Consider the following 23,390-nt stretch of genomic DNA (forward strand, 5'->3'; position numbering starts at 1 on the left):
TCACCTGCGCCCACCGTCCGGGTAGGGCGGGCGGTAGGGCGGGCGGGGCTCGTCACTGCGCTCGGTATCGTCCCGTTCCGTGACCGGCGCTGCGCAGGCCCTGCAGGCGCCTGCCGACGTGCCCGGAGACGCCCCCGCCGTGACGCCTCCGGGCGCCACGCCGCCCCCGCCGACGCCCGACGAGCGGCGCCGGCTGCGCACCGTGCGGCGGTTCGGGACCACCGGCTCGCTGCTCATGGCGGTCGGCGCGCTGGGCTGCGGGGCGACGCCCGCGCCGGCGTACAACCCGCTGCTCGGCACGCGGGTGCTCGGCCTGTGGGGCCGCATGCCGACGGTGTCGCTGACGCTCGCCTACCTCGGCATGGGCATGCTCGTGCTCGCCTGGCTGTGGCTCGGGCGGCTCGCGTGGCCGGCGCGCGTGCGGCTCTCGGTGCGCCAGCTCACCCGCATCCTCGTCATGTGGATGGCGCCGCTGGCCGTGGCGCCGCCGCTGTTCTCCACCGACGTCTACGGCTACCTGTCGCAGGCCGAGGTCGTCTCGCGCGGCTTCGACCCCTACATCTACGGCGCGGCGCAGGCGCTCGGGCTCTCGGACCCGCTGGTCGCGAGCATCCCGACGATCTGGCGCACCACGCCGTCGCCGTACGGGCCCGGATTCCTGACGTTCGGGCGCCTCATCACCGGGATCGCCGGCGACGACATCGTGCTCGGGATCTACCTGCACCGGGTCCTCGCGCTCGCCGCGCTCGGCCTCGTCATCTGGGCGGTGCCGCACCTCGCACGGCGGGCGGGCGTCGAGCCGATCGCGGCGCTGTGGCTCGCGATCAGCCCGCTGGTGCTGTTCCACCTGGTCAGCGGCATCCACAACGACGCGATCATGCTGGGCGTCGTCCTCGCCGGCATGGAGATCGGCATGCGGCGCTCGTGGGTGCTGGGTGCGCTGCTCATCGGGCTCGGCGCCTCCGGGAAGATCCCGGCGGTCGTGGCCCTGGGGTTCCTCGCCGCGCACGTGGCGCACGAGCGCGGCGGGGGCTTCGCGCGCCTGGTGCGCTACGGCGCGGGGGTCTCGGTGCTCGGGCTCGGCACGGTCGCCGCGGTGTCGGTGGGCAGCGGGCTGGGCTTCGGGTGGATCCAGGCCCTCGCCGTGCCGAACCTCCTGCGCAGCTGGCTCTCGGTCACCACCGACCTCGGGGTGCTCGGCGGCTGGCTCGGCGGGCTGCTCGGCCTCGGCGACCACACCGAGGCCGTCCTCGACCTCACGCGCGCGGCCGGTCTCGGCGTCGCCGCCCTGGTGTGCGTGCTGCTGGTGTTCATGGTGCTCAACGGGCGCCTGCACGCCGTCGCCGGCATGGGCTACGGCTTCGGCGCGGTGTTCCTCGCCGGACCCGTGCTGCATCCCTGGTACCTGCTGTGGGCCGTCGTCCCGCTCGCCGCGTCGGTGCGGGACCCGAAGATCCGCGGGTTCGCCGTCGCGGTCTGCGCGATCGTCGCCCTGCTCGTGCCGCCGACGGGCGCGGACTTCTCGTTCCGCACCTACCAGCTGCCCATGGCCATCACCGCGGCCGCGCTGCTCGCCCTGGTGCCGCTGGCCGCGGTGCGCGGGCGCGTGCCGCGGACTCCGGAGACGGAGCGGAGCGGAGCTCGACCCGATGCACCGGCCACCTAGGCTGTCGAGCGTGTCGGGAGCCGTGCGCGCGCTGGAGGTGCGCGACCTCGTCGTGCGCTACCAGGGACGCGCGGCGGTCGACGGGCTCGACCTCGACCTCGCGCCGGGCCAGGTGCTCGCCCTGCTCGGGCCCAACGGCGCGGGCAAGACCACGACGGTCGAGGTGTGCGAGGGCCTGCGCGGGCGCGACGCGGGCGAGGTCCGGGTGCTCGGCACCGACCCCGCCGGCGCGCCGGACGCCCTGCGCGCCCGCCTGGGCGTCATGCCCCAGGGCGGCGGCGCGTACCCCGGGGTGCGCGTGCGGGAGATGGTCGGGCTCGTCGCGACGTGCTCGGCGCGCCCGCTCGACCCCGACTGGCTCGTCGAGACCCTCGGCCTCGCGTCCTGCGCCCGCACGCCCTACAAGCGGCTCTCGGTCGGCCAGCAGCAGCGCCTCGCCCTGGCCTGCGCGGTCGTCGGGCGCCCCGAGCTCGTGTTCCTCGACGAGCCGACCGCGAGCCTCGACCCGCAGGGCCGGCGGCTCGTGTGGGACCTGGTGCGGGCGCTGCGCGCCGACGGCGTCGCCGTCCTGCTGACCACGCACCTCATGCAGGAGGCCGAGACCCTCGCCGACCACATCGTGATCATCGACCACGGGCGCACCGTGGCCGAGGGCTCGCCCGACGACCTCACCGCCGCCGGCGCCGACCGCGAGCTGCGCTTCCGCGCCGCGGCCGGGATGGACCTGCGCCTGCTGGCGGACGCCCTGCCCGAGGGGTGCACGGTCTCCGAGCCGACGCCGGGCAGCTACCTCGTGGAGGGCTCGATCGACCCGCAGGTGCTCTCGGCGGTGACGTCGTGGTGTGCGCGCCAGGGCGTGCTCGCCGACGACCTGAGGGTCGCCCGCCGGAGCCTCGAGGACGTGTTCCTGGAGCTCACGGGGCGGGAGCTGCGGTCGTGACCTTCGAGGCGGGCACCTTCACCCCGGCACCCGGGCGCGGGTCCCTGGGCCGCATGCTCGCCACGCAGGTGCTGCTCGAGACCAAGCTCGCGCTGCGCCAGGGCGAGCAGGTGCTGCTCACCCTCGTCATCCCGCTCGCCCTGCTCGTCGGGCTCACGCTGCTGCGCGTCGTCCCGCTGCCCGAGCCGCGGGCGACGTCGGCGCTGGGCACGGTCCTCGCACTCGCCATCATGTCGACGGCCTTCACGAGCCAGGCGATCTCGCTGGGCTTCGACCGGCGCTACGGGGTGCTGCGCCGCCTCGCCGCGACGGCGGTGCCGCGCTGGCTCATCGTGCTCGGGCGCCTCGGCGGGATGGCGGCCGTGGTGCTCGTGCAGGTCGTCGTGCTCGCGGCGGTCGCCGTCGCGCTCGGCTGGCGGCCGGGCGCGGGCTCGCCGGGGTGGGTCGTGCTGCTCGTCGTGCTCGGCACGGCGGCCTTCGGCGCGGTCGGCGTCCTGCTCGGTGGCAGCCTCCGCGCGGAACTGGTCCTCGCCGTCGCCAACATCGTGTGGTTCGTGCTGCTCTTCGCCGGCGGGGTCCTCGTCCCGGCCGCCGCCCTGCCCGGTCCGCTCGCGACCGTCGTGCAGCTGCTGCCGTCCGGGGCGCTCGCCGAGGGGCTGCGCACGGCCCTGGTCGGCGGCACCCCGTCGACCGTGCACGTCGTCGTCCTGCTCGCCTGGACCGTCGTCGCCGGCGGCATCGCCGTCCGGACCGTGCGCTGGTCCTGAGCGCGCCTACGACCGGTCGTAGGACTGATCCGGCTCCGCAGCGCTGCGCGTCCTAGGATCGGCCTCGTGCTGGAGCGCCTCCCCGCCACCCCGCCCCGGCTGATGCGCGGGCTCGCCATGGCCGCGGTCGTCGGCCAGGCGGGCATCGCGGTCACGGGTGCCGTCGTCCGCGTCACCGGGTCCGGGCTCGGCTGCCCGACCTGGCCCCAGTGCTTCCCGGGCAGCCTCGTGCCCGTCCCGCACCCCGAGATCGCGGTCCTGCACCAGTGGGTGGAGTTCGGCAACCGCCTGCTCGGGATCGCCCTCGTGCTCGTCACCGGGGCCTGCCTGCTCGCCGCGATCAACGTCCGCCCGCGCCGGCGCCGGCTGATCCTCCTCGCGGCGACGATGCCCCTCGGCGTGGTCGCGCAGGCCGTCATCGGCGGGATCACGGTGCTCGCGGGCCTGGCCTGGTACACGGTGGCGCCGCACTTCCTCGTCACGATCCCGCTCATCTGGCTCGCCGTGCTCCTCGTGCGCGAGTCCTCCCCCGCCGCCGTGGCCGCGCCGCCGGGGACGCCCTGGCGCCCCGCGGTCGCGCCGGCGCTGCGCGGGCTGCTGGTCGTGACCTCGGTCGTGCTCGTCGCCCTGCTCGTGGCCGGCACGCTCGTCACGGCCGCCGGACCGCACGGCGGCGACGCCGCCACCCCCCGCCTGGCCGCGATCCCGCTCCCCTCGCTCGCGACGGCGCACGCCCACCTGCTGTTCGCGTTCCTCGGCCTGCTCGTGGGCGTGGGCTTCATGGTCCACGCGGTCGGCGCGCCCCGGGCGGTGATCGTGCGACTGCGGGTGCTCGTCGTCCTGACGCTCGCGCAGGGAGCGCTCGGCGGTGTCCAGTACGCCCTCGGCGTCCCCGAGCTCCTCGTGGCACTGCACGTCCTCGGCGCCGTGGTCATCGTCGCGGCGACGGCCTGGCTGTGGTCGGCGACCGCCGAGCCGGACGCCGTGACGCTCGCGGCCTCCGACGTCCCCGCTCCCGCGCTGGCCGGGAGGTCCTGACGTGCGCGCCATCCGCGTGACCCGCCTCGGCGGCCCCGAGGTGCTCGAGCCCGCCGACCTGCCCGACCCCGAGCCCGGCGAGGGCGAGGCGCTCGTCGAGCTCGCGGCGATCGGCGTCAACTACATCGACACCTACTTCCGCACCGGCACCTACCCGACGTCGCTGCCCTTCGTGCCCGGCCTCGAGGGCGGCGGCACCGTGCGCGCCGTCGGCGCCGGCGTCACCACCGTCGCGCCCGGCGACCGCGTGGTCTGGACCAACACCCTCGGCTCCTACGCGACGCTCGCGACCGTCCCGGCCGCCGAGCTCGTCACCGTCCCGGACGCCGTGGACCTCGAGACCGCCACCGCGGTGGTCCTCCAGGGCATGACCGCCCACTACCTGCTCCACGACACCTACCCGGTGGCGCCGGGCGACGTCGTGCTCGTGCACGCCGGCGCCGGGGGCATGGGCCTGCTGTTGTGCCAGATGGCCCGCGCGCTCGGAGCCCGGGTGCTCGCGACGACCTCGTCGGAGGAGAAGGACGCCCTGGCCCGCGGGGCCGGCGCGCACGAGACCCTGCGGTACGGGGACGACCTCGCCGACCGGGTCCGCGCCCTCACCGACGGCGAAGGCGTCGCGGCGGTCTACGACGGCGTCGGCGCCGCCACCTTCGACGCGTCCCTGGCGAGCCTGCGCATCCGGGGCGTGCTGGCCCTCTACGGCGCCGCGAGCGGCCCGGTCCCGCCCGTCGACCCCCAGCGCCTCAACAGCGGCGGCTCGCTCTACCTCACCCGCCCGTCCCTGCACTGGCACGTCCGCACCCCCGAGGCCCTGGCGGCCCGGGCGTCCGACGTGTTCTCCGCGGTCGCGGCCGGCGACCTGTCGGTGCGCATCGGCGGCCGCTACGCCCTCGACGACGCCGCCACCGCCCACCGCGACCTCCAGTCGCGCCGGACGACGGGCAAGCTGCTCCTGCTGCCGTGAGCTCTCCGTCCCGATCTCTCGAGGATGTCGTCAGCGCACCGCCGTGGTGACACTCCCGGGAGATCGAACGAGAGAGGTCGTCTCGGACGCCGTGGCGTGTCAGCAGGCCCCGATCTCGTGGGGCGGCGCGGGCCGTCGTCGATCCGGGCTCGTCGCGTCGGCTCGTGCCGACGGCGAGGGGGTCCCGCGCACCTCCAGATCGATCTCCCGAGAGTGTCGCCAGTGTCCAGCAGCCCGGACACTCTCGAGAGATCGAGATGGAGAGCTGTCGGCGCACGGAACCGCCCGGGCGCGGGCTGCGTCGAAGCCGGCATGGACCTCGAGCGACCGTTCCGCGGGTCCGAAGCCGTCGGGCGTGGCCTCCTCACGCCGGGACGGCTCCGCGGGCCGGGATTCGTCCCCCTCGGGCACGACGTCTACGTGAGCGCCGGGACGGCCGTCGACCAGGTCACGCTGGCCCGCGCCGCGATGCTGCGCCACCCCGACGGGAGCCTGACGGGGACGGCCGCGGCGGTGCTCTGGGGCGCCGGCGCGGCGGTCGCGGACGTCACCACCACCACGGAGCTCTCGGGGCTGACCGAGGTCCTGGTGCCGGGCGCGGGCATCCGATCGCGGGGAGACCTCGACGTCCGGCGCGCCGCGCTGCCGCAGGACGAGGTCGTCACGTGGCCGGACGGGAGCGACGGCGCGGTCCTGCGCCTCACCTCGCCCGCGCGGACGGTCCTCGAGGTCGCCCGCCGCCTGCCCACGGTGGAGGCGGTGGTGGTCGCCGACGCCCTCGCCCGGCGCTGCGGGCTCGGAGGGGCCGACGTCGTCGCGCTGGCCGACCGGCACACCGGCGAGCGTGGGATGGCCCGGGTGCGCGCGGCTGCGGCCCTGATGAACCCGCGGACCGACACGCCCCGGCGCACCCGGGTGCGGCTCGGGGTGCTGTCCGCGCGCCTGCCGACCCCGGTGGTGGGCGCGGTGGTGACGGTGGCGGCGACCGAGGAGGTCGTCGCCGAGCTCGACCTGGCCTGGCCGGGGACACGCGGCGGCGTGCTCGTGGACCGCGATCCCGCGGACGCGTGGTCGCGCGCGGGCGCGCTGCTCGACCACGGGTGGGAGGTGGTGTCGCTCGGGGCCGGCGGCGAGCAACCCGTGGCGCAGGTGGTCGAGCGCATCGTCGCGTTCTCCGCGCGCCTCGACCGGCTGCGGTGGCGCGACGTCCCGGACATGCGCGGACGCCTCCCGCGACGGCCGTCCGCGCCGCGGCTGTGGGTCTAGCGGAGCCTAGAACGGCCAGCCGAAGACCGGCCAGCCGATGGCCGAGTCCACCGCCACGGCCACGAAGAGCCCGGTGAGGTAGGTGTTCGAGAGGTGGAACAGCCGCATCGACTGCACCACCTCGTCACGCCTGACCGCGCGGTCGAGGCGGTGGGCCGCGACGAGGAACCAGATCCCGCCGAGCGCGGCGGCCCCCAGGTAGATCCAGGAGGTCGCGGGGATCAGCAGCGCCGACCAGGCCACCATCGCCCAGGAGTACGCGACGATCTGGCGGCTCACGCGCCGGGGCGAGGCGACGACGGGCAGCATCGGGATGCCGGCCGCGGCGTAGTCGTCGCGGTAGCGCATCGCGAGCGCCCAGAAGTGCGGCGGCGTCCAGAAGAAGATGATCGCGAAGAGCACCAGGGCGGGCCACTGCACGGTGCCCGTCACGGCCGCCCAGCCGATCACCACCGGCATGCAGCCGGCCGCGCCGCCCCAGACGATGTTCTGCGAGGTCCGGCGCTTGAGCAGCAGCGTGTAGACGAGGATGTAGAACGCGATCGCCGCGACCGACAGGCCGGCCGCGACCCAGTTCGCGGTCAGCCCGAGCCACACGGCCGACGCCGCGCCGAGCAGCAGCCCGAAGACCAGGGCGTGCGAGCGGGGCACCGCGTCGCGGGCCAGGGGACGCTTGCGGGTGCGGGCCATCTTCGCGTCGATGTCCGCGTCGACGACGCAGTTCAACGCGTGCGCGCTGGCCGCGGCGCCGGCGCCGCCGACGAGCACCGCCAGCACGAGCCAGAGGGACGGCACCGACCGCTCGGCGAGCATCATCGCCGGCACCGTGACCACGAGCAGCTGCTCGATGATCCGGGCCTTGGTCAGCGCCAGGTAGGCCCGCACGGTGGTGAGCAGACCGCCCCGCCGCGTCGCGGGGACCGGGCCGACCGCCGTGCTCACTCGGGGGCACCTCGCTGTGGTGGACGGAACTGCTCCTGGCACGACGCGCGTCTCCTACACGCTGTCGTCGGGGAAGTCTGCACCCCCGCGGCTCCGCGCGCTCGCGGGGGGCGTCCCCCGGGCGGTGCGGTGTCCGACACGTCACGGGCACGTGACGCGGTCGGGACCGCTCGCCGAACGACCCGGCGATCATAGGTGTCCGGTGTCCGTGAGGGGCGCGGAGGGTATACGCACTGGCGTGCCATGACGGAGGATCGATGCAGGTCCGAGCCGCCGTGGTGCGGACCCGAATCGATCCCGTGGGAGCATCGCCCGGGCCGGGGCACGTGGTCGTGCGACGCCGCCGTCCGACGCCGGAGCCCGGGCAAGGACCGACGCGTCGTGGCCGCGCCCACGGCGCACGACACGCGCAGGAAAGGCACGGTTCGTGACCGCGACCGATGTGAGCAGCACGCAGCCCGCGAGCGAGGACCCGGACGAGATCCAGGCGCTCCTGACCCCGCACCGTCCGGACGACTGGTCCGACCTCGACCAGAAGGCCGTGGACACCATCCGCGTGCTCGCCGCCGACGCCGTCCAGAAGGTCGGCAACGGTCACCCGGGGACGGCGATGTCCCTCGCCCCCCTGGCCTACGAGCTCTTCCAGCACACGATGCGCCACGACCCGGCGGCGCCGGGCTGGCAGGGCCGTGACCGCTTCGTCCTGTCCGCCGGACACTCGAGCCTCACGCTCTACCTGCAGCTGTTCCTCGCCGGCTACGGCCTGGAGATGCGCGACCTGCAGGAGCTGCGGACCTGGGACTCGGCCACCCCGGGCCACCCGGAGTACAGCCACACGCCCGGCGTCGAGATCACCACCGGCCCACTGGGCCAGGGTCTCGCGTCGGCGGTCGGCATGGCGATGGCCGCCCGCCGCGAGCGCGGCCTGTTCGACCCGGAGGCGCCGGAGGGCGAGAGCCCGTTCGACCACTTCATCTACGTCATCGCCTCCGACGGTGACATCGAGGAGGGCGTGACGGCCGAGGCGAGCTCGATCGCCGGCCGCCAGCAGCTCGGCAACCTCGTCGTCATCTACGACGACAACCACATCTCGATCGAGGACGACACCACCGTCGCCCTGTCCGAGGACGTGGTGAAGCGCTACGAGGCCTACGGCTGGCACACGCAGGTGGTGCGCGGCGGCGAGAACGTCGTCGGGATCCGCGAGGCGCTGGCCAACGCGAGGGCCGAGACCGGCCGTCCCAGCTTCATCGCGCTGCGGACGATCATCGGCTATCCCGCGCCGGAGAAGATGAACACCGGGGCGGCGCACGGCGCGGCGCTGGGCGAGGACGAGGTCCGCGCCGTCAAGGAGATCCTCGGCTTCGACCCGGACGCCCACTTCCACATCGACCAGGACGTCCTCGAGCACACCCGCGGCGTCGGCGAGCGCGGCAAGGCCGCCCACGAGCAGTGGGACAAGCAGTTCGCCGACTGGGCCGAGGCCAACCCCGAGCGCCGCGCGCTGCTCGAGCGCATGGCCCGTCGCCAGCTGCCCGACGGGTGGCACGAGAAGCTCCCGACCTGGGAGGCCGGCGGCGACCCGGTCGCCACCCGCAAGGCCCTGCAGAAGATCCTCGGCGAGATCGGCCCCGTGCTGCCCGAGCTCTGGGGCGGGTCGGCCGACCTCGCGGAGTCGAACAACACCACGATCAAGGGCGCCGACTCGTTCGGCCCATCGACGGTCTCCACGAACATGTGGGGCCGGATGAGCCCCTACGGCCGCACCCTGCACTTCGGGGTCCGCGAGCACGCCATGGGCTCGATCCTCAACGGGATCGCGCTGCACGGCGGCACCCGCGTCTACGGCGGCACGTTCCTGATCTTCTCGGACTACATGCGCCCGCCGGTCCGGCTCGCGGCCCTGATGAAGCTGCCGACGACCTACATCTGGACCCACGACTCGATCGGTCTCGGCGAGGACGGGCCCACCCACCAGCCGATCGAGCAGCTCGCCTCGCTCCGCGCGGTGCCGGGCCTGTCGGTCGTGCGTCCCGCGGACGCCAACGAGACCGCCGCGTGCGTCCGGCACATCCTCGACAACCCGACCGGGCCCGCCGGCCTCGCGCTGACCCGGCAGAACCTGCCGATCCTCGAGGGCACCGACACCGACGGCGTCGGCCGCGGCGGCTACGTCCTCGCCGACGCGAGCGGCGGGCAGCCCCGACTGGTGCTCATCGCCACCGGCTCCGAGGTGCAGCTCGCCGTCGAGGCGCGGAAGGTGTTCGAGGCCGAGGGCGTTCCCACGCGCGTGGTGAGCATGCCCTGCGTCGAGTGGTTCGAGGCGCAGGACCGGTCGTACACCCGCCACGTCATCCCGCCGGAGGTCACGGCGCGCGTCTCGGTCGAGGCGGCCGTCGCCCAGTCGTGGCACAAGTTCGTCGGCGACGACGGCGAGTGCGTCTCGATCGAGCACTTCGGGGCCAGCGCCGACTACAAGACCCTGTTCCAGCAGTTCGGCTTCACGACCGAGCACGTGGTCGAGGCCGGACGCCGCTCGCTCGCCCGCGCCGCCGAGCGCGCCGAGCGCTCCTGATCCCGGTCCGCAGTCCGAGGAGGACCCCATGGCCAGCAACACCCCCCTCGCCGACCTCTCCGCGGCCGGCGTGTCGGTCTGGCTCGACGACCTGTCCCGCCAGCGCATCGAGTCCGGCAACCTCACCTCGCTGATCGAGGAGTACGAGGTCGTCGGCGTCACCAGCAACCCGACGATCTTCGCCAGCGCCTTCGCGCAGGCCGACCACTACGCCGAGGACCTCGACGGGCTCGCCGCCCGCGGCGCCTCGGTGGAGGAGGCGATCCGCGAGCTCACCACCGAGGACGTCCGGCGCGCCTGCGACGTCTTCCGCAGCGTGTGGCAGCGCACCGGCGGCGTCGACGGCCGCGTCTCGCTCGAGGTCGACCCGGGCAAGGCCCACGACACCGAGGGCACCGTCGCCGAGGCCGCCGACCTGTGGAAGACGGTCGACCGGCCCAACCTCATGATCAAGATCCCGGCGACCCTCGAGGGCATCCCGGCGATCACGCGCACGCTCGCCGAGGGCATCAGCGTCAACGTCACCCTGATCTTCTCGGTCGAGCGCTACCGCCAGGTCATGGACGCGTTCCTCGCCGGCATGGAGCAGGCCCGCGCCAACGGGCACGACCTGTCGTCGATGGCGTCGGTCGCGTCGTTCTTCGTCTCGCGCGTGGACTCCGAGGTCGACAAGCGCCTCGATGCCATCGGCACCGAGGCCGCGCTGAACCTGCGCGGCACCGCGGCGATCGCCAACGCCCGCCTCGCCTACGCGGCCTACCTCGAGGTGTTCGGCACCGAGCGGTGGGCGGCGCTCAAGGGCGCCGGGGCCAAGGCCCAGCGCCCCCTCTGGGCCTCGACCGGCGTGAAGAACAAGGCCTACCCGGACACGCTCTACGTCACGGAGCTGGTCGCCCCGAACACCGTGAACACGATGCCGGAGGCGACGCTGACGGCGTTCGCCGACCACGGCGAGCTGCACGGCGACGCGGTCAGCGGCACCGAGGAGGCGGCGCGCGAGGTGTTCGCGGGGCTCAGCCACGTCGGCATCGACATCGACGACGTCTTCCTCACGCTCGAGAACGAGGGCGTCCAGAAGTTCGACGACTCCTGGCAGGAGCTCACCGCCACGGTGTCCGACCAGCTGACCCGCCGGAGCCCGGAGCAGGCGCAGTGAGCGGCGGCGTCGAGGTCGACATCGTCGACTCCGGGCTCTCCGACGCCGCCGACGCGCTGGTCGAGAAGCTCGTCGGCGACGCCGCGGCGTCGAAGCTCTCGGCCGGCGACGCCACCCTGTGGGGTCCGGACGCCGAGCCCGAGGCGAGCAAGCGCCTCGCCTGGGTGACCCTGCACGAGACCTCGCGCCCGCTGGTCGACGAGCTGACCGCCCTGCGCCGCGAGCTGCACGACGACGGCGTCGACCGCGTCGTGCTCGCGGGCATGGGCGGCTCGTCGCTGGCCCCCGAGGTCATCTGCGCGACCCGGTCGGGCGGGGCGATCGGTGGCGAGTTCCCGCTGGTCGTGCTGGACACCACCGACCCGATGCAGGTCTCCGACGCGCTCGCGGGCGACCTGTCCCGCACGGTGCTCGTCGTGTCGTCGAAGTCGGGCGGCACCGTCGAGACCGACAGCCAGCGCCGGGTGTTCGCCGAGGTGTTCGAGGCCAACGGCATCGACGCCGCCTCGCGCATGGTCGTCGTCACCGACCCGGGCACGAAGCTCGCGGACCTCGCCCGCGACCAGGGCTACCGCAAGCTCATCGAGGCCGACCCGGGCGTCGGTGGGCGCTACTCGGCGCTCACCGCGTTCGGTCTCGTGCCCTCGGCGCTCACCGGCGTCGACGTGGGCGCGCTGCTCGACGAGGCGGCCGCGGTCGCCCCGGAGCTCGCGCGCGACAGCGCCGACAACCCCGCGATCCGCCTCGCCGCGGCCATGGCGGCGGCGCACGGCGCCGGCGCGGAGAAGGTCGTGCTGGCCGACACCGGCTCCGGGCTGGTCGGCTTCGGCAACTGGGCCGAGCAGCTCATCGCCGAGTCCACCGGCAAGCAGGGCACCGGTCTGCTCCCGGTCGTCGTGGAGGGCAGCCCCGATGCGGATCCAGGGAGTGCACCGGGCTTCGGCGACCACGGCAGCGACGCCACCGCGGTGGCCGTCGGGCCGGCGGAGTCCGGCGCACAGGTGTCGGTCACCGGCACGCTCGGCGGGCAGTTCCTGCTCTGGGAGCACGCCGTCGCGCTGGCCGGGCGCCTCCTCGGGATCAACCCGTTCGACCAGCCCGACGTCGAGTCCGCCAAGCAGGCCACGCGTGACCTGCTGGCCGCGGCCGGCGACGGGTCGGGCGGCGACGGTGGGGCCGCCGCCGACGACGCCCCGATCGCCACCGACGGCCCGGTCGAGATCCGGGCCGCGGGCGACGCGAGCTGGCTCGGGACGCCGGACACCGTCATCGACGCCATCCAGGCGCTGGTGGACGCGGCGCCGGACCACGGCTACATCGCGATCCAGGCCTACCTCGACCGGCTCGACGACGCCTCGTTCGCGACGCTGCGCCCGGAGCTGGCGAAGGCGACGGGGCTGCAGACCACGTTCGGGTGGGGGCCGCGGTTCCTCCACTCGACCGGTCAGTACCACAAGGGCGGGCACCAGAACGGCGTGTTCCTGCAGATCACGGGCTCGGTGGCCGACGACCTGGCCATCCCCGGGCAGCCGTTCACGTTCGGCACGCTCGAGCACGCGCAGGCGCGCGGGGACGCCGGGGTGCTCGCGGCGGCCAAGAACGGCGGCACGCCGCGGCCGGTCCTGCGGCTGCACCTGGCGGACCGCGCCGCCGGGCTGGTGGCGCTCGCGAACGCGGTGCGGGAGACGAAGCGCAGCGGAGCTCGACCAGACGACGGGGTGGTGGGCCGGTGACCTTCGGGTCGGGACACGCGGGGGTCCACGGGGAGTGGACCAACCCGCTGCGGGACGCACGCGACAAGCGCCTCCCGCGGATCGCGGGGCCCTCCGGTCTCGTCCTGTTCGGCGTGACCGGTGACCTGGCCCGCAAGAAGCTGATGCCCGCCATCTACGACCTCGCCAACCGCGGCCTGCTCCCCCCGGGCTTCGCGCTCGTCGGGTTCGCGCGCCGCGACTGGGCCGACCAGGACTTCGCCGAGGTCGTGCACGACGCGGTGCGGGAGCACTCCCGCACGCCCTTCCGGCAGGAGGTCTGGGACCGCCTGTCGGAGGGGCTGCGGTTCGTGCAGGGCACCTTCGACGACGACGAGGCGTTCGACCGGCTGGCGGCGTGTGTCGCCGAGCTGGACGCCCAGCGCGGCACCAACGGCAACCACGCGTTCTACCTGTCGATCCCGCCGTCGGCGTTCCCGACCGTGTGCAAGCAGCTCTCGCGCTCGGGCCTCGCCGACGACGAGGGGGACGTGTGGCGCCGCGTCGTCATCGAGAAGCCCTTCGGGCACGACCTGCGCTCGGCGCAGGAGCTCAACGGCATCGTCAACGACGTCTTCCCCGAGGACTCGGTCTTCCGGATCGACCACTACCTCGGCAAGGAGACCGTCCAGAACCTGCTGGCGCTGCGGTTCGCCAACGAGCTGTTCGAGCCCATCTGGAACGCCCACCACGTCGACCACGTGCAGATCACGATGGCCGAGGACATCGGGGTGGGCGGGCGCGCCGGCTACTACGACGGCATCGGCGCGGCGCGCGACGTCATCCAGAACCACCTGCTGCAGCTGCTCGCGCTGACGGCGATGGAGGAGCCGGTCTCCTTCTCCCCCGACGACCTGCGCGAGGAGAAGATCAAGGTCCTGTCGGCGACGACGCTCGCCGAGCCGATCGACGAGACCACCGCCCGCGGGCAGTACGCCGCCGGCTGGCAGGGCTCGACCGAGGTCAAGGGCCTCCAGCAGGAGGAGGGCTTCCCGCCGGACTCGGTCACCGAGACCTACGCGGCGATCACGTGCGAGGTGAACACCCGCCGCTGGGCCGGCGTGCCGTTCTACCTGCGCACCGGCAAGCGCCTGGGCCGGCGCGTCACCGAGATCGCCGTGGTGTTCAAGCGGGCCCCGCACCTGCCGTTCGACCAGACCATGACCGAGGAGCTCGGCCAGAACGCTCTGGTCGTGCGCGTCCAGCCGGACGAGGGCGTCACCCTGCGGTTCGGGTCGAAGGTGCCGGGCTCGGGCATGGAGGTCCGCGACGTCACGATGGACTTCGGCTACGGCACGGCGTTCACCGAGGCCTCCCCCGAGGCCTACGAGCGGCTGCTGCTCGACGTCCTGCTCGGCGAGCCGTCGCTGTTCCCGACCAACACCGAGGTCGAGCTGTCGTGGCGCATCCTCGACCCGGTGATCGCGAAGTGGCACCGCGAGGGCACGCCCGACAGCTACCCGGCCGGGACCTGGGGCCCGCGCTCGGCCGACCTCGTGCTCGAGCGCACCGGTCGCGTCTGGCGGCGTCCATGAGGGAGAGGGACACATGATCGTCGACCTGCCGTCGACGGACACGTCGGCGGTCAACCGCACGATGGTCGACCTGCGCGAGAGCGCGGGCGCGGTGGCGCTCGGGCGGGTGCTGACGCTGATCATCATCACCGAGGACGGCCCGGAGGCCGAGGCGGCGATCCAGGCCGCCAACGACGCCAGCCGCGAGCACCCGTGCCGCGTGCTCGTCCTCGCCCGCGGGGTGCGCCGGGCCGCGTCGCGGCTCGACGCCCAGATCCGCATCGGTGGCGACGCCGGCGCGAGCGAGGTCATCGTCCTGCGCATGTACGGGCCGCTGGCCGACCAGGGCGGCGCGATCGTGGTGCCCCTGCTCCTGCCCGACGCGCCGATCGTGGCGTGGTGGCCGGGCGAGGCGCCGGCGGTGCCCGCGGAGGACCCCGTCGGGTCGGTCGCCGGGCGCCGGATCACCGACGTCGCGCAGGCCAAGTCGCCGTCGAAGGCGCTGGGCAAGCTGCGCCAGCGCTACCACCCCGGCGACACCGACCTCGCCTGGAGCCGGATCACCAGCTGGCGTGCGCTCCTCACCGCGGCGCTCGACCAGCCGCCGCACGAGCGGATCACCGCCGCGTCGGTGACCGGCGCCGCGGACTCGGCGTCCACCGACCTCCTGGCCGGCTGGCTCGCCTCGCGGCTGGGCTGCCCGGTGAGCCGCAAGTCCGAGGACGTGCCGGGCGGCCAGGGCGGGCAGATCGCCGCGGTGCGTCTCGAGCGCGCGAGCGGCGCGGTCGAGCTCCGACGCCTCGACGCGAAGAGCGCGGTCCTCTCGCAGTCCGGGCAGCCGGACCGGCGCGTGGCCCTGTCGCGGCGCACCACCCGTGAGTGCCTCGCCGAGGAGCTGCGCCGTCTCGACCCCGACGACATCTTCGCCGAGGCGCTCGAGGCGGTGCCGGCCGGACGCTCGCGGCCGTCGAGGAAGGTGAGCGCATGACCTCGGGGGGCGGGCAACCGACCGTCGTCGTCCACGCCGACGAGCAGACGACGGCCCGGGACGCCGCCGACCGCCTGATCACCGCACTCGCCGAGGCCCAGGCCGCGCGCGGGTCGGCGTCGGTGGTGCTCACCGGCGGCGGGATCGGGATCGCGATGCTGCGCGAGGTCGCGGGCTCGTCCCGGCGCGACGAGGTGGACTGGCCCACGGTCGAGGTCTTCTGGGGCGACGAGCGCTTCGTCCCCGCCGGTGACGCCGAGCGCAACGACGCCCAGGCGCGCGAGGCGCTGCTCGACGCGCTGCCCCTCGACCCCGCCCGCGTCCACCCGATGGCGGCGTCCGACGCCCCCGAGGACGCCGGCGGGGGCGACCCGGACCTCGCCGCCGACGCCTACGCCAAGACGCTGTCGGCCGCGGCGTCCCGGCTCGGCGGCGGCGCGGCGATCCCCGCGTTCGACGTGCTGCTCGCCGGCTGCGGGCCCGAGGGCCACGTGCTGTCGGTCTTCCCCGACTCCCCCGCCGTCCACGCGGCCGCGGCCGGGGTCGTCGGGGTGCGCGACTGCCCGAAGCCGCCGCCCACGCGCGTCAGCCTCACGCTCCCCGCCGCCCGTCACGCCCGCGAGGTCTGGCTGGTGGCGGCCGGCGGGGGCAAGGCCGAGGCGATCGCCCGGGCGCACGGCGGCGCGTCCGAGGTCGACGTCCCGCTCGCCGGGCTGCGCGGCACCGAGCGGACGCTGTGGCTGCTCGACGAGGCGGCGGCCGCGCAGCTCTGACCCCGGGCAGCGAACGTGCTGTTCGCCGCCTCTAGGCGATCGAACGGCGCGTCCGCTCCGCCGGCGGCGCCTCCCACGGACGCAGCTCGCGCTCGTAAATGTCGCAGAGCCGCAGGTAGGCGGCCCACCGGGCGGCCAGGGCGCGGCCCAGCGCGAGGTCTCGCCGAGGGGTGTGCTGGCGCGTGGGGGCCGACGACCACGCAGGGTCCCGCCCGGTCGGGTCGCCACCGGAGCGCGAGTCGGCGCCGTAGCGCGTGGTGGCGAGGAGAGCGGCGACGACGAGGACGCCGAACACGATGGTGGCCATGGGATTCCTCCTCAGGTCGTGGCTGGTCGTCCTTCACAGTGGCCTGCAGTGGCAGCTCTGCCCAGGGCCACCTCGGCAGGAGTGGCAGCCAAGGTGGCAGAAGTGGCAGGATGCTCGGTCATGGACGACCACCTCGGTGCCGGGAGCCTCGCCCGCCTGCTCGCCGGCTGGCGCGAGAGCGGTGGCCCGGGGGCCAGCGCGCAGGCCGCGCTCGCCGGGCGCATCACCTCGCTGCTCGCCGACGGACGCCTGGCGGTGGGCACGCGGGTCCCCAGCGAGCGCGAGCTCGCCGGCGCCCTCGGTGTCGGGCGCGGCACGGTCGCCGCGGCGTACGAGGAGCTGCGCGAGGCGGGCCACCTCGTGCGCCGGCGCGGCTCGGGCACGTGGACGGCGGTGCCCTCCGCGCGGCCGTCCGGGCCGGGCGGGCCGCCGGCGCCGCTCGACGGCACGCTGCACGTCGGCGCCACCGGTTTCGCGCCGTTCGCGCCGATGGGCACGCCGACCGCCCAGGTGCCGGGCCGCGAGGTCATCGACCTCGCCCACGCCGCGCCCTGGGCACCCATGGAGGCCGTGACCGAGGCCGGTGCGCGGGCGCTCGCGGAGCTGCCCACCCACCTCGCGAGCACCGGCTACGACGTCCTCGGGCTGCCCGCGCTGCGCGAGGCCGTCGCCGCCCGGCTCACCGCGCAGGGCCTGCGCACCTCGGCGGACGAGGTGATGATCACCGCCGGCGCCCAGCACGCCCACTCCCTCGTGGCCCGCACGCTCGTCCGTCCCGGCGACCGGGTGCTCATCGAGCAGCCCACCTACCCCGGCGCCATCGAGCTGTGCCGCCACGCCTCGGCGCGCGCGGTGCCGGTCGCGATGGTCGACGACGCGGCGACCGGCCGCCCCGGCTGGGACCTCGACGCCCTCGCCGCGGCGATGCGCGCGTCCTCGCCCACGCTCGGCTACCTCGTCGTCGACCACCAGAACCCGACCGGCGCGGTGATGCCTCCCGAGACGCGGGCGGCCGTCGTCGCCGCGGCCGGGCGGCACGGCGTGACGCTGGTGGTCGACGACTGCCTGCGCGACATGTGGCTCGACACCCCCGTCCCGCCGCCCCTCGGCGCCTGGGCCGGCGCCGGCGGCACCCCGGTGATCACCACCGGCGGGCTCTCGAAGACGGTGTGGGGCGGGCTGCGCATCGGCTGGCTGCGGGCCCCGCGGACCCTGCTGCGGCGCATCGCGGCCGCCCGCTCGTCGGACGACATCTCCACCCCCGTCCTCGAGCAGCTCGTCGCCGTCGGTCTCGTCGAGCGTCTCGACGAGCTCGTGGACCAGAGCCGCCGGGTGCTCGCGCACCGTCGTGACCACCTGCGCGCCGCCCTCGCCGAGGCCCTGCCCGAGTGGCGCGTCCCGAACCCCTCGGGCGGCTTCAGCCTCTGGGTCGACCTCGGCGTCCCCCGCTCGAGCGCCCTGGTCGAGGCGGCGGGCCGCTTCGGCGTCCACCTCGCCGCCGGTCCCCGGTTCGCCACCGGCGGTGCGTTCGAGCAGTACCTGCGCCTGCCCTACACCCTCACCCCCGACGCCCTCGACGACGCCGTGGCCCGGCTCGCCGAGGCGTGGGACTCCCTCGGCGTCGGGACCTCCACGCTCACGACCGTCGTGTGAGCCCCGACCGCGCCTGCTCCGTCTCCCACTGCTCGGGTCGAGCTCCGCTGCGCTCCGTCTCCCACTACTCGGGTCGAGCTCCGCTGCGCTCCGTCTCCCACTACTCGGGTCGAGCTCCGCTGCGCTCCGTCTCCCACTACTCGGGTCGAGCTCCGCTGCGCTCCGTCTCCCACGGCCGCAGGCTGCGGTCGTACGCCGCCCACAGCTGCCGGTGGGCCGCCACCCGGCGGGCCAGCTCGCCCAGCAGCACCGCGTCCCCGCGCACCGTGTGCGGCCGGCGCGTCACCGGCCAGGCCGGGTCGCGACCCGTCGGGTCCTGCTCACCGCGGCTGTCGACGCCGTAGCGCGCGACCGCCAGGAACCCCAGGACCAGCAGCACTCCCCAGAACGTGACCATCTCGACCATCCCCTCGCACCCCTGCGCTGATGAGGACAATTCTCGAAGGCCAGAGCTCTGGACTCCATGGCGAACTCACGGGGATAGTGGCGACATGACTGCAGTATCCGAAGCCCGGGGCACCCAGCGCCTGGAGAACGACAAGCTGCTCGACGAGACCAACCGGCGCATCCTCGCGGAGCTCGAGGCCGACCCCCGCCAGAGCATGTCGGCGCTGGGCCGGCGCATCGGGATGTCGGCCCCGGCGGTCACCGAGCGGGTCCAGCGGCTCGAGCGGACGGGCGTCATCCGGGGCTACCGCCTCGACATCGACCCGGCCGCGCTCGGCTACCCGATCGCCGCGTGGGTGCGCGTCCGGCCGGCGCTGGGCCAGGGGAAGATCTCCGAGCAGCTCGCGGCCCGCCAGCCCGAGGTCGTCGAGTGCCACAAGATCACCGGCGAGGACTGCCTGCTCATGCGCGTGCAGGTCCGCGACGTCGCCGACCTCGACCGTGTCCTCGAGATCTGGCAGGACCACGCCGCCACCGTGACCGCGGTCGTGAAGTCGAGCCCGGTCGAGCTGCGGAACATCCCCACCGACGCCTGATCCCGTCCGCCCGATCGGGCGATCGGGACATCGGGGACGGACGTCGCAGCGGAGCACCGGGCGCTCGCGGGCCGCCGGGGCGCGCGGCATGATCGGACGCCCTGGTGATCGTCGGGAGGAGCACGACGTGTCCGAACCGGCCCCCACCCGCACCGGTGACGTCGCCGTCGGCGTGGACGGCAGCGACGGCTCCCGCGCCGCGCTCGCGTGGGCGATGGACGAGGCCGCGCGCCGGGGCGTCGCGGTGCACGCCATCACGGCCTATGCGGGCCCGGACGTGTGGTCGACCGCGGAAGGGCTCGTCCCCGACGCCCGGGTCCTGCACGACGCGGCCCAGCGCGAGGTGGCCGCCGCGGTCGAGGAGGTCTCCGCGGCGCGCCGCGAGCGCGGGCTGGCGGTGCCCGAGGTCCGGACCGAGGTCGCCATGGGGCCGGCGTCGACCGTCCTGCTCCACCACGCGCGCGGGGCCTCGGTCCTCGTCGTGGGCCACCGCGGGCGCGGCGGCCTGGCCAGCCGGTTCATCGGCTCGGTCGGGCTGAGCGCCGTCATCCACGCGGACTGCACGGTCGTGGTGGTCCGCGACTAGCGACCTCAGGCCACGATCACGTCCAGCACCACCGGCCCCGGCGAGCGCAGCGCCTCGGCGAGGGCGGGCTCGAGCTCGTCGGGACGCTCGACGCGCACGCCGGCGACGCCCTGCCCGGCGGCGAGCGCGACGAAGTCGAGGCCCGGCAGCGCGGTGCCGACGGGCTTGGTGATGCCGAAGTGCTCGGCGAACTGGTCGAGCGCGCGGTAGCGGGCGTTGTGCACGACGACGACGGTCAGCGCCACCCCGAGCTGCGCGGCCGACCACAGCGCCTGGATGCCGTACATCGCGGACCCGTCACCGACCAGCGCCACCACCCGCTCCGGGCGCGCCAGCGCCATCCCGACCGCTGCGGGCAGCCCGTGGCCCAGGCCGCCGCTCGCGCACGTGTAGAAGCTCGCGGCGCGGTCGAACGGCAGGTGCGCGTGCATGGGGCCGCGGGTGGCGGGCGCCTCCTCGACGACCACCGAGTCCGCGGGCCGCAGGTCGGCGAGCGTCTGCAGCAGCAGCTCCTCGGTGATGACGTCCCCGTCGGCGGCGACGCGGCCGGCCGACACCCCGGGCGCGGGAAACGGACGCCGCGGCGGCGTCGGCCCGGCGAGCAGCGCGCGCACCCCGTGGCGTACCCCGGTGACGATCGACGTGCCGACCGGCGTCCACGCCGCGTGCGCCGGGTCCTCGGTGAGCTGCACCAGCGTGGTGGCGTCGGGGACCGCGGTGTCGCCCGGCACCGCGCCCTCGGTGTGGAACGGGAAGACCGGCGAGCCCAGGACGACGACGACGTCGTGGGCGTCGAGGGCGGCGCGGATGCCGTCGTGCGCGGCGGGCAGGAAGCCGCCGAAGAGCCGGTGGCGCTCGGGGAAGCCGCAGCGCGGCGACATGGGCGCGACGTACACGCGCGCGGCGTGGCGCTCGGCGAGGGCGACGACGTCGTCGAACGCCCCGTCGCGGTCCACCTCCCCGCCGACGACGAACGCCGGCGCGCGGGCGGCGGCCAGCTCGTCGGCGACCTGCGCGAGCGCCTGCGGGTCGCCCGCGACCGTCCCGACCACGGTGTGCGGGGGCACGGCCGGCGCGGGCTGGTCCCAGTCGTCGACCGGCACCGAGACCAGCACCGGCCCGCACGGCGGCGTGGTGGCGACGTGGATCGCCCGCGCCAGCGTCGCCGGCACGTCCGCGGCCCGCGCCGGCTCGCGGCTGTACTTGACGTAGGGCTCGGGGAACTCCGCCGGGCGCTCCGCGAACAGGAACGGCTCGCCGACGAGCAGCGAGCGCGCCTGCTGCCCCGCGACCAGCACGAGCGGCGTGCGGTTGCGGAAGGCGGTGAACACGTTGCCCAGCGCGTGGCCCACGCCCGCCGCGGAGTGCAGGTTCACCAGCGCCGCGCGGCCCGTGCCCTGGGCGTAGCCGTCGGCGGCGCCCACCGCGACGGACTCCTGCAGGCCCAGCACGTAGCGGAAGTCGTCGGGGAAGTCCCGGAACATCGGCAGCTCGGTCGAGCCCGGGTTGCCGAAGATCGTCGTGATGCCGTGGCCGCGCAGCACGGCCAGGGACGCCTCGCGCACCGTCACCATGCCGGGCAGCCCATCACGGGCGGCGGCGGCACGCGAGGGCCCTCCCGGTGCCCGGAACACCGGGTACCCCCGGCGCGTGGACACGCTCTGGACCGTCGGCCACGGCACGCTCGACGGCCCCGCGGTCGCGCGGCTCGTCGCGGAGGCCGGGGTCGCGGCGGTCGTGGACGTCCGCCGCCACCCCGGCAGCCGTCGCGACCCGTCGGTCGCCCGCGAGGCCCTGGGGCCGGTGCTCGCCGACCACGGCGTCGCCTACCGCTGAGACGAGCGCCTCGACGGGCGCCGCAGCCGCCCGGCCGACTCCCCCGACACCGCGCTGCGCGACCGCTCGTTCGCCGGCTACGCGGCCCACATGCGCACGCCGGTGTTCGGCGACGCCGTCACCGAGCTGCTCGCCGCCGGGGAGCCGACCGCGATCCTGTGCTCGGAGTCGGTGTGGTGGCGCTGCCACCGCCGTCTCGTCGCCGACCACGCCCTGCTCGTCCGCGGTGCGGCGGTCCGCCACCTGATGCACGACGGCCGGACGCCCGAGCACCGCCCCACCGACGGCGTCCGGGTCGCCGGGGAGCAGCTCGTCTACGACGACGGGCAGGCGCCGCTCCCCGGCACCGGGTGATCAGGGCCCGGCCCAGGGCTCAGGGCTCGTCCACGAGGTCGCCCGCCAGGTACTCCTGGTAGGCGGCGAGGTCCAGCAGGCCGTGGCCGCAGTAGTTGAAGAGGATGACGCGCTCCTCGCCCTTGGCCGTCGCGTCGTTCGCCTCCTGGATCACCGACGCGATCCCGTGGCCCGCCTCGGGCGCCGGCACCTTGCCCTCGACCCGCGCGAACAGCACGTTCGCCTCGAACACCGCCCGCTGGCGGTGCGCCACCGCCTCCATCCGCCCCTCGTGCACGAGCTTGGAGATGATCGGCGAGTCGCCGTGGTAGCGCAGCCCGCCCGCGTGGATGCCCGGCGGCACGAAGTCGTGGCCCAGCGTGTACATGTTCATCAGCGGCGTGAAGCCGGCGGTGTCGCCGTAGTCGTACTCGTAGCGGCCCTGCGTCAGCGTCGGGCACGACGCCGGCTCGGCCGCGAGCAGGCGCACCGACGGGTCGGGCAGGAACGGCAGCGCGATGCCGCCGAGGTTCGACCCGCCGCCGCACGGCGCGATGACGACGTCCGGGCGGGTCTCCCCCGCGCTCTCCAGCTGCTGCTGGGCCTCGAGCCCGATCACCGTCTGGTGCAGCAGCACGTGGTTGAGCACCGAACCCAGCGCGTAGTGGGTGTCGTCGCGACCGACGGCGTCGCGGACCGCGTCGGAGATCGCGGCCCCGAGCGAGCCGGGGTGGGACGGGTCGTCGATCGGGGACGGGACGACCGTGCCGCCCCAGGTCTCCATGATGACCTTGCGGTAGGGCTTCTGCTCGAAGCTCTTGCGCACCATGTAGACCGCGCACTCGACGTCGTACTGCGCGCACGCGAACGAGAGCGCGGTACCCCACTGGCCCGCACCCGTCTCGGTGGTGAGCCGGGTGATGCCCTCCTTCGCGTTGTAGAACGCCTGCGGCACCGCCGAGTTCGGCTTGTGCGAGCCCGCGGGCGACACCGACTCGTCCTTGAAGTAGATGCGCGCGGGCGTGCCCAGCGCGGCCTCGAGCCGGCGGGCGCGCACGAGCGGCGTGGGCCGCCACAGGCGCAGGACGTCGAGGACCTCGCCCGGGATGTCGATCCAGGGGTCGGTCGCCATCTCCTGGCCGATGAGCTCCTGGGCGAACAGCGGCGCGAGGTCGTCCGGGCCGACCGGCTCCCGCGTGGCCGGGTGCAGCGGCGGGTCCAACGGCGCCCCGAACAGGTCCGACAGGTGCGGTGCGACGTTGAACCACGCCGTGGGCAGCGCGGACTGCGGGAGCGAGAAGCGGGTGTCTGTGGTGTCAGCTGGGGCCGCCATGGCCCGGATCATGTCA

The 23,390-nt window shown here is 75.0% G+C and carries 20 protein-coding genes and 1 pseudogene; 16 read left to right on the top strand and 5 right to left on the bottom strand.

The features are described from left to right. Nucleotides 1-79 precede the first annotated feature (79 nt). From mptB to PGB27_RS04950, 6 genes are all read left to right on the top strand, one after another. Nucleotides 80-1,666, top strand: coding sequence for a polyprenol phosphomannose-dependent alpha 1,6 mannosyltransferase MptB (gene mptB / locus PGB27_RS04925; protein WP_274199234.1), 1,587 nt, complete (start codon nt 80-82; stop codon nt 1,664-1,666). A gap of 10 nt (nt 1,667-1,676) precedes the next feature. Next, nucleotides 1,677-2,606, top strand: coding sequence for an ABC transporter ATP-binding protein (locus tag PGB27_RS04930; RefSeq protein WP_274199235.1), 930 nt, complete (start codon nt 1,677-1,679; stop codon nt 2,604-2,606). A 53-nt stretch (nt 2,607-2,659) separates the two neighbouring features. Then, a complete protein-coding gene (locus tag PGB27_RS04935) occupies nt 2,660-3,373 on the top strand; it encodes an ABC transporter permease (protein WP_274199609.1) in 714 nt (237 codons plus the stop codon). 102 nt (nt 3,374-3,475) lie between these two features. Then, entirely contained in the window at nt 3,476-4,411 is a 936-nt protein-coding gene (locus PGB27_RS04940; protein WP_408630023.1) for a COX15/CtaA family protein, read from the top strand. A gap of 10 nt (nt 4,412-4,421) precedes the next feature. After that, entirely contained in the window at nt 4,422-5,378 is a 957-nt protein-coding gene (locus PGB27_RS04945) for a quinone oxidoreductase family protein (RefSeq protein WP_274199610.1), read from the top strand. A 420-nt stretch (nt 5,379-5,798) separates the two neighbouring features. After that, nucleotides 5,799-6,644, top strand: coding sequence for a hypothetical protein (locus tag PGB27_RS04950; RefSeq protein ID WP_274199237.1), 846 nt, complete (start codon nt 5,799-5,801; stop codon nt 6,642-6,644). Nucleotides 6,645-6,650: 6 nt separating this feature from the next. Here the strand turns inward: PGB27_RS04950 and PGB27_RS04955 are convergent, their stop codons facing one another. Further along, nucleotides 6,651-7,586: a heme o synthase gene (locus PGB27_RS04955; RefSeq protein WP_274199238.1), complete on the bottom strand. Its 936-nt coding sequence runs from the start codon at nt 7,584-7,586 to the stop codon at nt 6,651-6,653. Between the two features lie 427 nt (nt 7,587-8,013). On the opposite strand from PGB27_RS04955, the gene tkt reads away from it, so the two are divergent. From tkt to pgl, 6 genes are read left to right on the top strand one after another with little or no spacing between them, the layout of a single operon-like run. Next, a complete protein-coding gene (gene tkt / locus PGB27_RS04960; protein WP_408630009.1) occupies nt 8,014-10,161 on the top strand; it encodes a transketolase in 2,148 nt (715 codons plus the stop codon). A 28-nt stretch (nt 10,162-10,189) separates the two neighbouring features. Further along, nucleotides 10,190-11,317: a transaldolase gene (tal, locus tag PGB27_RS04965; protein WP_274199239.1), complete on the top strand. Its 1,128-nt coding sequence runs from the start codon at nt 10,190-10,192 to the stop codon at nt 11,315-11,317. Beyond that, entirely contained in the window at nt 11,314-13,050 is a 1,737-nt protein-coding gene (locus tag PGB27_RS04970; RefSeq protein WP_274199240.1) for a glucose-6-phosphate isomerase, read from the top strand. Before tal ends, PGB27_RS04970 begins: the two co-directional genes overlap by 4 nt. After that, nucleotides 13,047-14,603, top strand: a complete 1,557-nt coding sequence (gene zwf / locus PGB27_RS04975; RefSeq protein WP_274199241.1) for a glucose-6-phosphate dehydrogenase — start codon at nt 13,047-13,049, stop codon at nt 14,601-14,603. Before PGB27_RS04970 ends, zwf begins: the two co-directional genes overlap by 4 nt. A gap of 13 nt (nt 14,604-14,616) precedes the next feature. Next, on the top strand, nt 14,617-15,570 hold the full coding sequence (locus PGB27_RS04980; protein WP_274199242.1) for a glucose-6-phosphate dehydrogenase assembly protein OpcA: 954 nt from the start codon (nt 14,617-14,619) through the stop codon (nt 15,568-15,570). Further along, on the top strand, nt 15,567-16,343 hold the full coding sequence (gene pgl / locus PGB27_RS04985; protein WP_274199243.1) for a 6-phosphogluconolactonase: 777 nt from the start codon (nt 15,567-15,569) through the stop codon (nt 16,341-16,343). The genes PGB27_RS04980 and pgl overlap by 4 nt, the downstream gene beginning before the upstream one ends. Nucleotides 16,344-16,374: 31 nt before the next feature. Here pgl and PGB27_RS04990 read toward each other — a convergent pair whose 3' ends face one another. Further along, nucleotides 16,375-16,650 (bottom strand): hypothetical protein, encoded by a 276-nt coding sequence (locus tag PGB27_RS04990; protein ID WP_274199244.1) that lies wholly within the window; start codon nt 16,648-16,650, stop codon nt 16,375-16,377. A gap of 120 nt (nt 16,651-16,770) precedes the next feature. Here PGB27_RS04990 and yczR point away from each other — a divergent pair, with 120 nt between their 5' ends. Further along, a complete protein-coding gene (gene yczR, locus PGB27_RS04995) occupies nt 16,771-18,303 on the top strand; it encodes a MocR-like transcription factor YczR (RefSeq protein ID WP_274199245.1) in 1,533 nt (510 codons plus the stop codon). A gap of 136 nt (nt 18,304-18,439) precedes the next feature. Here yczR and PGB27_RS05000 read toward each other — a convergent pair whose 3' ends face one another. Next, nucleotides 18,440-18,709, bottom strand: coding sequence for a hypothetical protein (locus PGB27_RS05000; RefSeq protein WP_274199246.1), 270 nt, complete (start codon nt 18,707-18,709; stop codon nt 18,440-18,442). A gap of 85 nt (nt 18,710-18,794) precedes the next feature. Between PGB27_RS05000 and PGB27_RS05005 the strand changes: the two genes are divergently transcribed. Further along, entirely contained in the window at nt 18,795-19,286 is a 492-nt protein-coding gene (locus PGB27_RS05005) for an Lrp/AsnC family transcriptional regulator (RefSeq protein WP_274199247.1), read from the top strand. Nucleotides 19,287-19,413: 127 nt separating this feature from the next. Further along, complete coding sequence (locus PGB27_RS05010) at nt 19,414-19,872, top strand: universal stress protein (protein WP_274199248.1); 459 nt, start codon at nt 19,414-19,416, stop codon at nt 19,870-19,872. Nucleotides 19,873-19,877: 5 nt separating this feature from the next. Here the strand turns inward: PGB27_RS05010 and mdlC are convergent, their stop codons facing one another. Further along, nucleotides 19,878-21,530 carry a benzoylformate decarboxylase gene (gene mdlC / locus PGB27_RS05015; protein ID WP_274199249.1) on the bottom strand — a complete coding sequence of 551 codons (1,653 nt, stop codon included), beginning with the start codon at nt 21,528-21,530 and terminating at the stop codon, nt 19,878-19,880. On the opposite strand from mdlC, the pseudogene PGB27_RS05020 reads away from it, so the two are divergent. Beyond that, nucleotides 21,523-22,062: pseudogene (locus PGB27_RS05020) on the top strand (DUF488 domain-containing protein). The gene mdlC and the pseudogene PGB27_RS05020 sit on opposite strands and share 8 nt — an antisense overlap. 19 nt (nt 22,063-22,081) lie before the next feature. On the opposite strand, the gene PGB27_RS05025 reads toward PGB27_RS05020, so the two are convergent. After that, nucleotides 22,082-23,374 (bottom strand): TrpB-like pyridoxal phosphate-dependent enzyme, encoded by a 1,293-nt coding sequence (locus PGB27_RS05025; protein WP_274199250.1) that lies wholly within the window; start codon nt 23,372-23,374, stop codon nt 22,082-22,084. Between the last annotated feature and the right edge of the window lie 16 nt (nt 23,375-23,390).

The organism is Actinomycetospora lemnae (assembly GCF_028737315.1).
GTDB classification, from domain to species: Bacteria; Actinomycetota; Actinomycetes; order Mycobacteriales; family Pseudonocardiaceae; genus Actinomycetospora; species Actinomycetospora lemnae.

Coding starts and splice junctions, on each gene's coding strand:
- PGB27_RS05025 (WP_274199250.1), bottom strand. CDS start 23,374: ATGGCGGCCCCAGCTGACACCACAGACACCCGCTTCTCGCTCCCGCAG.
- pgl (WP_274199243.1), top strand. CDS start 15,567: ATGACCTCGGGGGGCGGGCAACCGACCGTCGTCGTCCACGCCGACGAG.
- PGB27_RS04940 (WP_408630023.1), top strand. CDS start 3,476: ATGCGCGGGCTCGCCATGGCCGCGGTCGTCGGCCAGGCGGGCATCGCG.
- PGB27_RS04990 (WP_274199244.1), bottom strand. CDS start 16,650: ATGGCCACCATCGTGTTCGGCGTCCTCGTCGTCGCCGCTCTCCTCGCC.
- PGB27_RS04935 (WP_274199609.1), top strand. CDS start 2,660: ATGCTCGCCACGCAGGTGCTGCTCGAGACCAAGCTCGCGCTGCGCCAG.
- PGB27_RS05000 (WP_274199246.1), bottom strand. CDS start 18,709: ATGGTCGAGATGGTCACGTTCTGGGGAGTGCTGCTGGTCCTGGGGTTC.
- PGB27_RS05005 (WP_274199247.1), top strand. CDS start 18,795: ATGACTGCAGTATCCGAAGCCCGGGGCACCCAGCGCCTGGAGAACGAC.
- yczR (WP_274199245.1), top strand. CDS start 16,771: ATGGACGACCACCTCGGTGCCGGGAGCCTCGCCCGCCTGCTCGCCGGC.
- PGB27_RS04980 (WP_274199242.1), top strand. CDS start 14,617: ATGATCGTCGACCTGCCGTCGACGGACACGTCGGCGGTCAACCGCACG.
- tal (WP_274199239.1), top strand. CDS start 10,190: ATGGCCAGCAACACCCCCCTCGCCGACCTCTCCGCGGCCGGCGTGTCG.